Raw genomic sequence first — 13289 nt, forward strand, 5'->3', positions numbered from 1 at the left:
CTTGATAAACTTAAAAGAACATACCACCCCTAATGGCGAGGTCTTATTATATCAAGGCGCTCCAAATTTCAGCTTGCTTGATGAGTTGGCTATGGGAGAAGGTGATATTTGGCACAGCAGTTTGGATCAAGGGTATAAAAATGTCTTTCCTGAAATTGTCTATCAAACGGTGGTGTTTTTCTGGTATGCAAAGGATTTTGATAACTTAGAAAAATCGGTTAGTTGGCGAATCAATCCCAATGCTTTTGTAATAAGAAAACAGGTTTGGGAAACCTTTGGCGGTTTCGATTTGGATTATGAAAACCTACAAATGTCGGCTTTGGATTTTGGGTTTAATACGTTGAGGTACCAAGGCGTTGTTCCTTTGTATGTAAAAGGATTGTTTGAAGACCTTATTGAAGACGTTCAAATTTCAACAAAAGATATTTATACCTTTTACATTAAAAACTTTAAGCTTTCGCATAGTGTTTATATGTTATTTCGAAGCGGTTTTTGGAAACCGAAGGACCTGAAGGGATTTTGGTTTGCAAAAAACAAATACCGTTTTAAGGATAAGTCAGTCTTATTAAAACCTCGGGAATTACAACCCATAAAAGGCACCCCAAAAGTAAGTTACATCATTCCCACCATGATGCGTCAAGATTTCACTTTAAACCTCTTGAACGATTTGGAAAATCAAACCTACAAACCTTTTGAAGTGATTGTGGTGGATGCCACTCCAGAAGCAGTGAGAGATTCGTCGCTTTATCATGCCAATGCCTATTCGTTTAAGGTTGTTTTTAAATGGCAAACCACTCAAGGCAGTTGTAGGGCAAGAAACGAAGCCATCGATTTGTGTACGGGCGATTACATTGTTTTTGGTGATGACGATATTCGCATTCAGCCGCAATTTATAGAAAACCATATCCGATTATTGCAAACCTATAACGCCGAAGCTTGTAATGGGTTGGATATTCGGGCAGACCACCAGCAGCAAACGTTAACGGATTTAGATGATAAGTTAAATACCATGGGAGATGCACGTTGGAAAGTTGGTGCAGCGCAGTCATTTAGTAATGCGAATTCCTGTGTATCAAGGCGTATTGTAAATCAATTGATTGGCAACGATATCAATTACGATGGTGGTTATGGTGAAGATAGTGACTTTGGCCTATCAATTTCAAAATTAGGTGTTACCGTTTTACATAATCCATTCTCTGTAAACTTGCATTTAAAACCACCAATAGGCGGTTACCGTTTTTGGGGACAACAAGCGGGAATAAAAGGAAAAAAACGCAAACAACAACCATGGGAACTGGATAAGCCGGTTAAATGGATTGTGCCAAAACCAAGCCCTACCATCATGTATCAACTGTTTAAACATTTTGATGTAAGGCAACGAAAAGAATATAAAATCAAGTATTTTGTGTTTTATTTCACCAAAGCAAAGTGGATAGACATACCATCAAGAGTATTAAAATTTCCCATAAGGCTTTTACAGTTTAATAAATCAGTGTTTTATGCCAAAAACTTAATAGCTTTGGGAAAGCGAACCAAATAGTAATATATTTTTTGTCACACTGAATATTTTTGTCACACTGAGCTTGTCGAAGTGTATTATTGGGTCTTTGACAGGCAGATTGACAACCGAATTCAGATGATTTTTTTATTAAAAAAATAGATTAGAAGTCAGTTAAATTATCTAAAATAGCAACTTTAGGATATGAATTTTACTTTAATAGTTTGTACATACATGCGACCAAAACCACTGTTAACTTTATTGCAGTCGGTAGCGAAACAAACATTATATCCCAATGACATTTTAATTATTGATGGTTCTACCAATAATGACACAGAAACCATTTTAAAAGAAAATGCATTTAAAAACTTAAAATATTTTAAAGTGGATGCCCCCCATAGAGGCTTAACCAAACAACGTAATTTTGGAGTTAAAAAGGTTTCTGAATCTTCGGAGATTATTTGCTTTTTGGATGATGATGTTATTCTTAAAGCAAATTATTTTGAAGCTTTAATAAAAACATATTCTGAAAAGAAAGATGCTTTAGCGGTTGGCGGTTATATTATTAACGAAGTAAGTTGGACGAAGTCCGATCATAAAAAGGATCCTTCAAAATTTTACTATGATGGATGGATGCGAAGTGAACCTTCACGATTCAAAATGAGACGAAAATTTGGTTTACTACCAGACGCTATACCAGGATGTATGCCTACGTTTTCACATGGGCGCTCTATTAGTTTTTTACCACCTTCAGGAGGCATTTATGAAGTAGAACAACTTATGGGAGGTGTTTCTTCTTATAGAAAAGATGTTTTCAACCGATTTAATTTTTCAAGCTATTTTGAAGGTTACGGACTTTATGAAGATGCCGATTTTTCATTGCGTTTGGCAAAAACAGGAAAACTCTATGTGAACACCAATGCGCAATTGGCACACTATCACGATGGTTCCGGTCGTCCCAATAAATACGGTTATGGCAAAATGGTCCTTCGGAATGGCTGGTATGTATGGCGCGTTAAATATCCAAATCCTACTTTTAAAGCGCGATTAAAATGGCATGCTACAGCCATTTTATTGACTAAAATAAGATTGCTTAACGTCATAACGACTTCAGAAAGAAAAGAGGCGTTCACCGAAAGTTTAGGGCGTATTGTTGGCTGGTTTTCGCTTATCTTTAATGCTCCAAAAGTTAACAGATAGCTCATGGCTAGATTTAGACAAGACATAGAAAAATATAAAAAATATAGTGGTAATAAATCAGGAGTCATCTTGTTGTTAACCACCCAAGGGCTTTGGGCATTATGTGTTTATAGGTTTTTTAACGCCATTTATAGGAGGCGGATGCCCACAATAATTAAAAAACCACTTTTGATTTTGGGTGTCATCTGTCAAAAATGGATAGAACTTGTTGCGGGCATTCATTTGCCTTATTCAGCAAGTATTGGAGTGTCTTGCTATATCGGTCATTTTGGTGGTATTATAGTCAATTCCAATGCCGTAATTGGTGCTAATTGTAATATCTCCCAAGGCGTAACCATTGGGGTTAGCGGACGTGATGAAAAACGAGGGGTTCCTGTAATTGGGAATCATGTATATATGGGAGCCCATGCTGTTATCGTTGGAAAAATAACGGTTGGTGATAACTGTGTTATAGCTGCCAACTCACTAGTTGTTAAATCGGTTGATGCCAATACTACGGTTATGGGTGTGCCTGCCGTAGTTGTAAATAACAATACTTCAAAAGATTATATTTAATGAAGTTTTTAGTCATTACAAATGCTCCAACTTTAAAAGAAAATGATTCTTATGTGGCTTATGAACCTTATGTTCGGGAAATGAATATTTGGGCGAAATACGTTGATGCGTTTACCATACTATCTCCAACAAGTTACGATAAAGCACTATTGACGTCCCGTTTTGATGTGCAACCAAAAGTAATATCAGTAAGGTCACTTCAGTTTAATTCATTAGGAGCCATTGTATCCAGTTTATTGGGTATGCCTATGATTGTTGTTAAACTATTTCAGACCTGCAAAAAAGCCGACCATATTCATTTAAGATGTCCAGGTAACATGGGCTTGTTAGGGTGTTTTGTTCAAATATTTTTTCCGAAGAAAACAAAAACAGCCAAATATGCTGGTAACTGGGATCCAAATGCCCAACAGCCTTTAAGTTACAGGCTCCAAAAGTGGATCTTGAGTCACCCCTTTTTAACTAAAAACATGCAGGTTTTGGTGTATGGTGATTGGCCAAACCAAACTAAAAATATCAAACCCTTTTTTACGGCTACGTATAAGGATTCTGAGATTGAAACACCCATTAAACGAGATTATTCGGGAGATTTGAAATTTGTTTTTGTGGGTACTTTAGTTCCGGGCAAGCGTCCGTTATTAGCCCTACAGATTATTGAGGCATTGTACAAACAAGGCAAAAACGTGTTTTTGGAGGTTTATGGGGAAGGTGTTTTAAAACAAGAATTACAGGATTATATCCATATCCATGGTCTTGAAAAAATAGTTACTTTACATGGCAACCAATCTAAAGACACGATAAAAGAAACACTAAAAACGGCCCATTTTTTAATACTGCCATCAAAATCTGAGGGTTGGCCCAAAGCCATTGCTGAAGGCATGTTTTTTGGCGTGATTCCTATGGCAACAGCCGTTTCTTGTGTGCCTTATATGTTAGACTTTGGCAACCGAGGGATTTTAATGGAGGCCCATTTGAATGAAGACGTTAATCACATTAATGATGCTTTAAAAGATATGGAAAAATTGGAATCCATGTCTAAAAAAGCTTCAAAATGGTCGCAACAGTACACTTTAGAAACTTTTGAGAAAGCCATAGTTAAATTATTAAATTATAAATGCAAGTTTTACAACTTATAGATTCTTTACATGCTGGTGGCGCAGAACGTGTGGCAGTAAATTACGCAAATGCGTTAGCAAGTCGTGTTGAAAAGTCGTTTTTATGTGCTACTAGGGCTGAAGGGTTGTTAAAACAAAGTGTATTGAAAGAGGTTCATTATTTGTTTTTAAATAAAAAATCCAGTTTAGACTTTAGGGCTATAAGAAAGCTTAATAGATTTGTTAAAACCAATAATATAACCATCATTCATGCACATGCCTCCTCATTTTTTATAGCAACCATCATTAAAATTTTAAACCCAAAACAGGTCTTGATTTGGCATGAACATTATGGAAATAGAGACCAGACGTCGAGTGTAAATAAGTTTATTTTAAAACTGTGTTCTTTTTTTTTCTCAAGCATCATTACAGTTAATAAAGCATTGAAAGTAAGGAGTGAAGATAAGCTTTTGACTAAAAATGTACATGTTTTAGCTAATTATCCGCAAATTAATCCGACTTTAAAATTAACAACGCTTCATGGTGAAACAGGTAAACGTCTTGTATGTTTAGCGAATTTAAGACCCGATAAAGACCATATTAATTTATTACATGCCTTTAATGAGGTTTATAAGCTTCAACCAAATTGGAGCTTGCATTTAGTTGGGCATTTTTATGAAGATGATTATTATCGTTCAATTAAAAGCTTTATTATTGAACGTCATTTAGAAAAACAGGTGTTTATTTATGGAAGTTGTGCCGATGTTTCTAATATTTTAAGTCAAAGTACAATGGGTGTATTGTCTTCAAAATCTGAAGGATTGCCAGTAGCGCTTTTAGAGTATGGTTTAGCAGAATTACCTGTTATTGCTACAAATGTAGGTGATTGTAATAAAGTGATTTCCAATAATGAGGAAGGTCTTTTAGTTGAACCTATAAACCATAAAGTTTTAGCTGAAGCTTTATTAACCTATATTAATGATTTAGATTTGAGGACTAAAGTTGCTAAAAATTTATATTTGAAAGTGACGTCCACTTTTTCAGAAGCAAAGGTTATGGAATCACTAATTGAAATCTACAAAGCCCACCAAAAATGAAATTGTCGCTATATTATAAACTTCTCGTTTTTCATGTCATTTTAGCGATAGGTGTTTACCTTATAAGGCCATTGGCATTGGTGTATTTTTTATTTATTACGGTGTTTTTTAGTTATAAAATTTTAAGGGCTTCTAAAAAGTACAAAACGTTCTATGTGTTGACAGCTTGTGCCTATATAGTCGGAATAGAAGTGTTTTTAAGAATGAATGGGGGTACGGTATTTTATGAAGCTATTAAATATTTGGTGATAGTTTTTATTCTTATGGGCTTAATAAGCAACAGTTTTTCTAATAAGGCATTGATTTATGTGCTATATATGGTACTATTAATACCAGGAATTTTTGTTGCGGTTGCCGATTTGGGTTTTGAAACCGATATTAGGAGAGCCATCGCTTTTAACTTAAGTGGTCCTATTTGTCTAGGAGTAACAGCCGTTTTTTGTTACAAACGAACCCTTACTTACAATCAGATAAAGATAGTGCTATTGGCTTTACTGCTACCTTTAATAAGTATGGCTGTTTATTTATTTTTATTTACGCCCAATTTACAAGATGTGGTTACTGGAACGGAATCAAATTTTATAACCTCCGGTGGTTTTGGACCTAATCAAGTAGCAACTGTTTTGGGCATCGGTATCTTTGTTTTGGCTACACGGTTTTTTATGTCTAAAGACCCTTTTTTATACCGATTTATAGATTTGTGTTTATTAGGTATATTGACGTATAGAGCACTCATTACCTTTAGTAGGGGTGGTGTTTTTACAGCGGTTGTTATGATTTTGTTTTTTGTGGGATTATACTATTTAAAAGTTAATCTGAAAACCAAATTCCATATAAAATTTTCATTGTTTTTATTTTTAATATGTATATTCTCTATCTGGTTATACAGTTCTATCCAAACGAGTGGATTTATAGAAAAACGTTATGCTAATCAAGATGCTTCAGGACGGGAAAAGCAAGATCTAACAACAGGTCGAACCGATTTAATGGCTTTTGAACTTAAAGAGTTTATCGATAATCCTTTTTTAGGTATTGGGGTAGGTAAAGTAAAAGAAGAACGCTTAAATGAGACAGGCGTTGCAGCAGCTTCCCACAACGAAATGAGTAGAATAGTAGCAGAACATGGGTTGTTAGGCATGTTTGCTTTCCTGATCTTGTTAATGACTCCTTTGGTTTTTAGGATGAAAAATAAAACAAACTTATTTTTTTATTCGTTCTATTTATTTTGGTTATTGACTATTAATCATTCAGCAATGCGTATTGCAGCGCCTGCATTTATTTACGGGCTTTGTTTGTTGAATATTACTTATGGAAATGGGAGGGTTAAGAGTTAAGAGTTAAGAGTTAAGAGTTCTGAGTTAAGAGTTATGAGTTAAGGATTAAGAATTAAGAATGCAGAATTAAGAAAATAGAAAATAGAGAATAGACAAGAGACATGAGACATGAGACGAGAGACGAGAGACAAGAGACCAAGAAAAACTTTGTCACTTAAATATTTTGAAACTCTGTAGCTCTGTAACTTTGAAACTTTGAAACTTTGCAACTTTGGCACTTTGAAGCTTTGTAACTTAAAAACTTTACGCCTTAGCGGCTTCGCGAGACAAATAAATTTAGAGAGACAAACACATAAACAATGAAAAACCTCCTATACATAGGAAACAACTTATCTAAAACCGGTAAAACTGAAACGACCATTGAAACCTTGAGCAAAAGGTTAAGCATAGAAGGTTATACTGTTTATACCAGTTCAAATAAAAAGAATAAACTATTACGTCTTCTTGATATGCTTTTTGCTATTTTAAAATATGCCAAAAAGGTAGATTATGTTTTAATAGATACATATAGTACTTCAAATTTTTATTATGCGCTTTTTTGTAGTTATTTATGCCGCTTTTTAAACTTAAAATACCTGCCTATTTTACATGGTGGTAATTTACCAAACCGATTAAAAACAAATCCAAAGTTAAGTCAAGCTATTTTTAACCATGCCTATAAAAATATAGCACCTTCGGTTTACATACAGTCTGAATTTGAAAAAGCAGGATATTCTAATTTGTTTCATATACCCAACGCCATAACTCTTAAAAACTATGATTTTAAACAAAGAAATTCCGAAACCGTTCATTTGTTATGGGTACGTTCGTTTTCAGATATATACAATCCGCTTTTAGCTGTTGGAATTTTAAAGGCTTTGCAAGATGAGCATATAAATGCAACACTTAGTATGGTAGGCCCCGATAATGATGGTTCTTTACAAAAAACAAAGGATTATGCAAAAGCACTAGGTGTAGAAGTTAATTTTACAGGAAAACTTTCAAAAGAAGCATGGATTTCATTATCTAAAAACCACACTATTTTTATAAACACCACCAGTTTTGATAACATGCCGGTTAGCGTTATGGAAGCTATGGCCTTAGGTTTGCCTATTATTTCTACAAACGTAGGAGGTATGCCGTTTTTAATTACTAACAACCACGACGGCATTTTGGTAAACCCAAACAGTGTAAACGAATTTGTTGAAGCTGTAAAAAAGATACTTTTAAACCACGAAACTACACATGATATGACTTTAAACGCTCGAAAAAAAGTAGAAAGTTATGATTGGGACGTTGTTAAAAAATTGTGGATTAGTGTATTTCAATAATTGAATAAATAGTAGTTTGTGCCATGTGTTTAGTACCTTTAGCGTGGAGCTTTTTTACTTTTTTGATTGAAGTAAAAAACAGATATTTTATTTTTAGTTTTTTGCACTTTACAGTAGCACTACGGATAAAAAACAGGTAAAATATGGGACAAAAAGATTATTTTTGCAGCCAATTGAAAAAGTCAAGATGAGATATCATTTTTATTCTAAAAAAGCAATATAAAGTGATATTTAATTTGTCGGACAGAGCTTGTCGAAGCCCTAATTTTAAAAACGTCATTGGTAGTTCATGGTTAATACAAATAAATACAAATTGTAAGAATGTCTAAAAAAGGGATTCATTTCGAAATATCAGAACGTAAAGTGTTGCTTCGAATTTTCGATATTGTTTCAATACTTATTGTCTTGTACTTTGTAAGCAACACTTTTAAGTTTGATTATTTTACCATAACAAAAGAAAATTGGCGTTGGGCGTTTGTGCTTGTTTTATACATTTCCATATTTGGAACCATTTTTGAACTTTACGACTTGCAAAAATCCAGCAAGCTTGAAAAAATTTCTACCAGTATTGTTTTTACGGTGTCTGTTACGGTACTGTTCTATTTTTTAACACCTTTTTTTACGCCTATTTTACCATACAATCGTCTGCAAATTGTATACTTCTATTTTGCCATACTTTTTGCTTTATTTTTATGGCGAATTGCCTATTTAACATTTATTATCTCCCCACGTTTTTATAAAAAAGTGATTATTGTAGGCGAAATATCCAATATTCAAAGTATTATTGAAGCTTTTAAACATGCCGATCCTAATTATAAAATTGTGGGATTTATTAATTGTGAACCTAGAAAATCGGATAAAATTAAATTTAAAGGGATTGTTGAATACAGCCCAAAACAAATATATCAGGTTATAAAAGACGAAAATATATCGGAAATCGTTATTGCAAGTTACAATTCAGAATCTATAACAGCAGAAATTTACAGAGATCTAATTACCCTTTTAGAAGGCGGGTTTCCTATAAAAGAGTATACGCAGGTTTATGAAGACATGATGCAACGCGTGCCTGTTCAATTTGTTGGAAAAGATTTTTACAGATATTTTCCATTTAGCCGAACCAACCATAACAAGCTATATTTGTTTTTTCATCGCTTATTCGATGTTCTTATTTCTGTTTTAGGGCTTTTGTTTGGGCTTATAATATTGCCTGTAATTTTGTTGGGAAACCTCATTGGAAACCGTGGTCCCCTTTTTTACATGCAAGAGCGCATTGGTAAAAATGGTAATCTTTTCAGAATCTTAAAGTTTAGAACCATGATTATTAATGCTGAAACTGCTGGTGCTGTATGGGCAAAAAAAAATGATACCAGAATAACACCTTTTGGTAAGTTTCTAAGAAATACCCGCTTGGATGAATTTCCTCAGTTTTTAAATATTTTAAAAGGCGATATGAGCTTAATTGGCCCCAGACCAGAAAGGCCTCATTTTGTTAGGCAACTATCGCAACTATTGCCTTTTTATGAGACTAGGCATATTGTAAAACCAGGGCTAACAGGTTGGGCGCAAGTAAAAACAAGATATGGCTCATCTGTAGATGATAGTTTACTAAAGCTGCAATATGATTTGTATTATATTAAGCATAGAAGTTTTTTGCTGGATGCCAACATCCTTATAAAAACACTCAGCACCATTATTTTCTATAGAGGGCAATAGTTTTCAGTCACAGTCTCAGTTTTTAGAAAAAACAGTAAACATTTTTGTAGTCTATCACTTGTTTTAAAAAGCTTAGCACCTTAACGTGAAATAAATGTCTATTGCTTATTGGAATAGTATTTTATTAAAAACAAATATCTAATAAATAGAGCGATTAAAAAAGGAATAAATCCAATGGCAAATACTTGTACGCCAATGACCCAGTGAAGTGTTAACAGACATAAAAGAATGACCAAAAACTTCAGGTGTTTAAAAAAGCTTTGCGTCTTTGCGCCTTAGCGTGAAATAAGGTTCAAGGTTTAGAGTTCAAGGTTCAAGGTTCTGGGTTTTCGTCTATTCTCTATTTTCTATTGTCTATCGTCTATTCTTTATTGTCTATTAGAATAGTATTTTATTAAAAACAAATATCTAATAAATAGAGCGATTAAAAAAGGAATCAATCCAATGGCAAATACTTGTACACCAATAATCCAATGAAGTGTTAGCAGACATAAAAGAATGACCAAAAATTTCAGGTATTTAATAAACCAAGTGCTTGTTTTTTGCTTTAACAGTTGCCCAATGACTAAAATGTTTAGTGCGCATGCCCAAAGCAAATTATAGTTTTGGTGTGTCCCTTTGTGGTCTGTGGCAAACCAAAGTAATAAAATCAGTATACCAATAATACCTGTAAGACTGAACAAGGTGACATCTAACCATACGGATTGCTTTTGTTTTTTAAAATCATTGTAGGTTATAAAAAGTATGAAACAACCCAATATGCCCAAAATAAATAAGGGACTTGTTAAAAATTGGGAAGGAATGGGTTCATCAATTTTCTCGTAAAGTACGCTGCTTTTTTTCACCAGTGGCTCATTACTGTTTTTTATGGTAGCTACTTCAAAGAATTTGTAGATGTATTTTGGTAAAAACATATGCTCTTCTGAAGTCGCTTTTTTATCAATGACAGAACCTAATGCGACATCAATACCAAAGCAGCCCCACGAATTCCTATTTAAATTACTGTGTATTAGTTCCCTGAATGTTTGTGGTTTGAAATCTTTAGGGTCATTAAATTGAATAGAATTGTTTAAAGCAATATTGGTGACGTCCTTGATTTTTGTAGCACAATTATCATAAAAGAAATCATATAGATACCTTCTGTTTTCTGGTTTCATATTGTTCAACAAGTAATCAAATAACTTCTGTTTTTCAATTTGTGAAAGATTCAAAACCTGTTCTTTAATACTTCTGTTTTGTGAAATATAATCATTGAAAAAATCTTCATAATAGTTCCAATCAATAAGATAATTAAGTTTCCCTTGGGCAAACTTTAAATAAAAATAGGGTGCTTTAAAATCATAAACACCATAGTTAAATGCCAAATCAATGCCCTTTATGGGGTCTTTCACTCTAAAGGCATTGTGTCCAAACGAATCGTTTAGTGATGCGCCGGGACCGATGGTTAACACGCTAATTTCGGCTTGTTCAGATAAGATATTTTGTTGAGCGGTTATTATTTCAACAAATAAAAAAAGACATAAAAAAAGTAGTTTTTTTTGCATAAAATTAAGGTTACCTAAAAACGCTAAAATCGAGTTTTAACGAAAACACATTAGAATACAAAGCCACACTTTGGTCGCCAATATCGGTGAATGCATAATCAATTTGAATACCATTATACTTAAAGCCAACGCCAAAGCTAGGTTGAAAACTTAGTTGTTGTGAATTATCTATTTGTGTTTCATTTTGAAAATTACCAACACCAGCCCGCAAATAAACCATATCGATGTACCCAAATTCAAAGCCTAAAGCGGGGTTGATACTTGCAAATGATGATGAGATGACATCATTGTTTTCTTCAAACCGTACATTTAAATTGGCAGCAGCTAAAAGTGTATAGTCATAATGAAAATCAAATAGTTTAGAAACGCCAATTTGTAATTTAGGGATAGTGATTTCGGTGGTTTCGGGAAGTTCTTGGTTTTGTCCTTCAACAGCATCCTGTATTTTTTTAAATTCATCTTCATCAATAGCCCACGCATTAAAAGTAGTTGTAATATCGCGCGCCATCACGCCAAATTTCCAATTGTTATTGGTTTCAAACTGAATACCGGCATCAAACCCAAAACCCCATGACGAAGCAAAATCGCCTATAATGCGACGAATTATTTTGGCATTTACGCCGTAATTAAGTCCTTCAATAGGGAGGGCGCGTGCATATGAAAATGTGAGGCCATAATCGGCAGTAGAGAAAAGGCTAATTCTATCGTAGTTTATGTTGCCTTGTTCGTCAATAAGTTGGGTGGTATTTAAAATATCATCAACCGCAAATCTAATTAAAGAGATGCCTATCGTGCTTCTATCATCTAAAGGTTTTGCAAAAGCAACATAATCATAATTGGCAATATTGGCAAAATAGTTGGAATGCATTAGGGCAAGTTGGTTGTCCTCCAATTTTAATAACCCGGCAGGATTCCAATATCCAGAATTGACATCGGAAGTGTGCGCTGTAACAGCACTGCTCATACCTAAAGCCGCAGCATCTACACCAATATTCATAAACTCGTTGGAGTATTTCCGAACGGTTTGGCTAAATACAGTTGCCGTAATTACACAAAATAATGCAGTGATGTAAGGTCTCAATCGCAATTTTTTTACAAAGATGCACATAATTTACAAACCTACTAACTTGAAATTATGATAGATATTGCTTTAGACGAAAATTGTTTACTATTTTTACAGCATTAAAACAGCAATTATGAAGCAATATATACCCAATGCGTTGACACTATTAAACCTTTTTTGTGGAAGTATTGCTGTTATTTTTGCAGTTAATAATCACTTTGTTGCTGCAGCATTATTTGTGTTCTTCGGTATATTTTTTGATTTTTTTGATGGATTTGCAGCCAGAAAACTGAACGTACAAAGTGCCTTAGGCATACAATTGGATTCACTTGCCGATATGGTAACCAGTGGAGTGGTTCCTGGAATTATTATGTATAAGTTGTTGAGTTTATCTGTTGATGCTCCACCGATGGTTACTGATTGGGATTCCAATATGAAACCTGTTAGTTTTACAATTTCGTTGTTGCCATTAATTGGTTTATGTATAACTTTAGCTTCAGCTTACAGATTGGCCAAATTTAATATAGATGAAGACCAACAAACTTATTTTAAAGGCCTGCCAACGCCTGCCAATACCTTACTAATTGTTTCTTTGCCTTTAATTATAGAATTTCAAAATAACGATTTAATAAATGCAATCATCGTTAATAAATGGTTTTTAATGGCACTTACCGCATTGAGTTGTTACCTGCTTAATTCAACTATTAAACTATTTGCCTTAAAGTTTAAAGATTGGAGTTTTAAAGCCAACGCAACCCGATACATTTTTATCATACTTTGTGTAATCTTTTTAATTGTGTTGCAGTTTGCTGCGATACCATTGATTATACTACTTTATATAGGCATGTCTGTTTTAGAGAATGTCGCTTCCAAATCAAAATAAT

General features: G+C 33.9%; 11 protein-coding genes. 9 read left to right on the forward strand and 2 right to left on the reverse strand.

Annotated elements, in window-relative coordinates:
- The first annotated feature begins 1 nt into the window (after position 1).
- From ACGLWY_RS11510 to ACGLWY_RS11545, 8 genes are all read left to right on the forward strand, one after another.
- Entirely contained in the window at positions 2-1540 is a 1539-nt protein-coding gene (locus ACGLWY_RS11510; protein WP_396619813.1) for a glycosyltransferase family 2 protein, read from the forward strand.
- Between the two features lie 162 nt (positions 1541-1702).
- A complete protein-coding gene (locus ACGLWY_RS11515) occupies positions 1703-2698 on the forward strand; it encodes a glycosyltransferase family 2 protein (RefSeq protein ID WP_396619814.1) in 996 nt (331 codons plus the stop codon).
- Between the two features lie 3 nt (positions 2699-2701).
- The gene (locus ACGLWY_RS11520; RefSeq protein ID WP_396619815.1) at positions 2702-3253 is read left to right on the forward strand and encodes a serine O-acetyltransferase; all 552 of its coding nucleotides are present in this window, start codon (positions 2702-2704) and stop codon (positions 3251-3253) included.
- Complete coding sequence (locus tag ACGLWY_RS11525) at positions 3253-4386, forward strand: glycosyltransferase family 4 protein (RefSeq protein WP_396619816.1); 1134 nt, start codon at positions 3253-3255, stop codon at positions 4384-4386. The genes ACGLWY_RS11520 and ACGLWY_RS11525 overlap by 1 nt, the downstream gene beginning before the upstream one ends.
- Positions 4365-5441 (forward strand): glycosyltransferase, encoded by a 1077-nt coding sequence (locus ACGLWY_RS11530; RefSeq protein WP_396619817.1) that lies wholly within the window; start codon positions 4365-4367, stop codon positions 5439-5441. Before ACGLWY_RS11525 ends, ACGLWY_RS11530 begins: the two co-directional genes overlap by 22 nt.
- Positions 5438-6775, forward strand: coding sequence for an O-antigen ligase family protein (locus ACGLWY_RS11535; protein WP_396619818.1), 1338 nt, complete (start codon positions 5438-5440; stop codon positions 6773-6775). Before ACGLWY_RS11530 ends, ACGLWY_RS11535 begins: the two co-directional genes overlap by 4 nt.
- Before the next feature lie 299 nt (positions 6776-7074).
- Positions 7075-8085, forward strand: a complete 1011-nt coding sequence (locus ACGLWY_RS11540) for a glycosyltransferase family 4 protein (RefSeq protein WP_396619819.1) — start codon at positions 7075-7077, stop codon at positions 8083-8085.
- A gap of 321 nt (positions 8086-8406) precedes the next feature.
- Entirely contained in the window at positions 8407-9798 is a 1392-nt protein-coding gene (locus tag ACGLWY_RS11545; RefSeq protein WP_396619820.1) for a sugar transferase, read from the forward strand.
- Between the two features lie 368 nt (positions 9799-10166).
- Here the strand turns inward: ACGLWY_RS11545 and ACGLWY_RS11550 are convergent, their stop codons facing one another.
- Both ACGLWY_RS11550 and ACGLWY_RS11555 read right to left on the reverse strand, forming a co-directional pair.
- Positions 10167-11342: a DUF4105 domain-containing protein gene (locus ACGLWY_RS11550; protein WP_396619821.1), complete on the reverse strand. Its 1176-nt coding sequence runs from the start codon at positions 11340-11342 to the stop codon at positions 10167-10169.
- Positions 11343-11352: 10 nt separating this feature from the next.
- Positions 11353-12339 (reverse strand): PorV/PorQ family protein, encoded by a 987-nt coding sequence (locus ACGLWY_RS11555; RefSeq protein WP_396619959.1) that lies wholly within the window; start codon positions 12337-12339, stop codon positions 11353-11355.
- A gap of 199 nt (positions 12340-12538) precedes the next feature.
- On the opposite strand from ACGLWY_RS11555, the gene ACGLWY_RS11560 reads away from it, so the two are divergent.
- Positions 12539-13288: a CDP-alcohol phosphatidyltransferase family protein gene (locus ACGLWY_RS11560; RefSeq protein WP_396619822.1), complete on the forward strand. Its 750-nt coding sequence runs from the start codon at positions 12539-12541 to the stop codon at positions 13286-13288.
- Position 13289: the final 1 nt, after the last annotated feature.

Origin of the sequence: Mariniflexile sp. HMF6888 (assembly GCF_044335535.1) — a bacterium.
In the GTDB taxonomy this organism is placed as follows: domain Bacteria; phylum Bacteroidota; class Bacteroidia; order Flavobacteriales; family Flavobacteriaceae; genus Mariniflexile.

Coding starts and splice junctions, on each gene's coding strand:
- ACGLWY_RS11525 (WP_396619816.1), top strand. CDS start 3,253: ATGAAGTTTTTAGTCATTACAAATGCTCCAACTTTAAAAGAAAATGAT.
- ACGLWY_RS11560 (WP_396619822.1), top strand. CDS start 12,539: ATGAAGCAATATATACCCAATGCGTTGACACTATTAAACCTTTTTTGT.
- ACGLWY_RS11535 (WP_396619818.1), top strand. CDS start 5,438: ATGAAATTGTCGCTATATTATAAACTTCTCGTTTTTCATGTCATTTTA.
- ACGLWY_RS11540 (WP_396619819.1), top strand. CDS start 7,075: ATGAAAAACCTCCTATACATAGGAAACAACTTATCTAAAACCGGTAAA.
- ACGLWY_RS11555 (WP_396619959.1), bottom strand. CDS start 12,339: ATGAATATTGGTGTAGATGCTGCGGCTTTAGGTATGAGCAGTGCTGTT.
- ACGLWY_RS11515 (WP_396619814.1), top strand. CDS start 1,703: ATGAATTTTACTTTAATAGTTTGTACATACATGCGACCAAAACCACTG.
- ACGLWY_RS11545 (WP_396619820.1), top strand. CDS start 8,407: ATGTCTAAAAAAGGGATTCATTTCGAAATATCAGAACGTAAAGTGTTG.
- ACGLWY_RS11530 (WP_396619817.1), top strand. CDS start 4,365: ATGCAAGTTTTACAACTTATAGATTCTTTACATGCTGGTGGCGCAGAA.
- ACGLWY_RS11550 (WP_396619821.1), bottom strand. CDS start 11,342: ATGCAAAAAAAACTACTTTTTTTATGTCTTTTTTTATTTGTTGAAATA.
- ACGLWY_RS11520 (WP_396619815.1), top strand. CDS start 2,702: ATGGCTAGATTTAGACAAGACATAGAAAAATATAAAAAATATAGTGGT.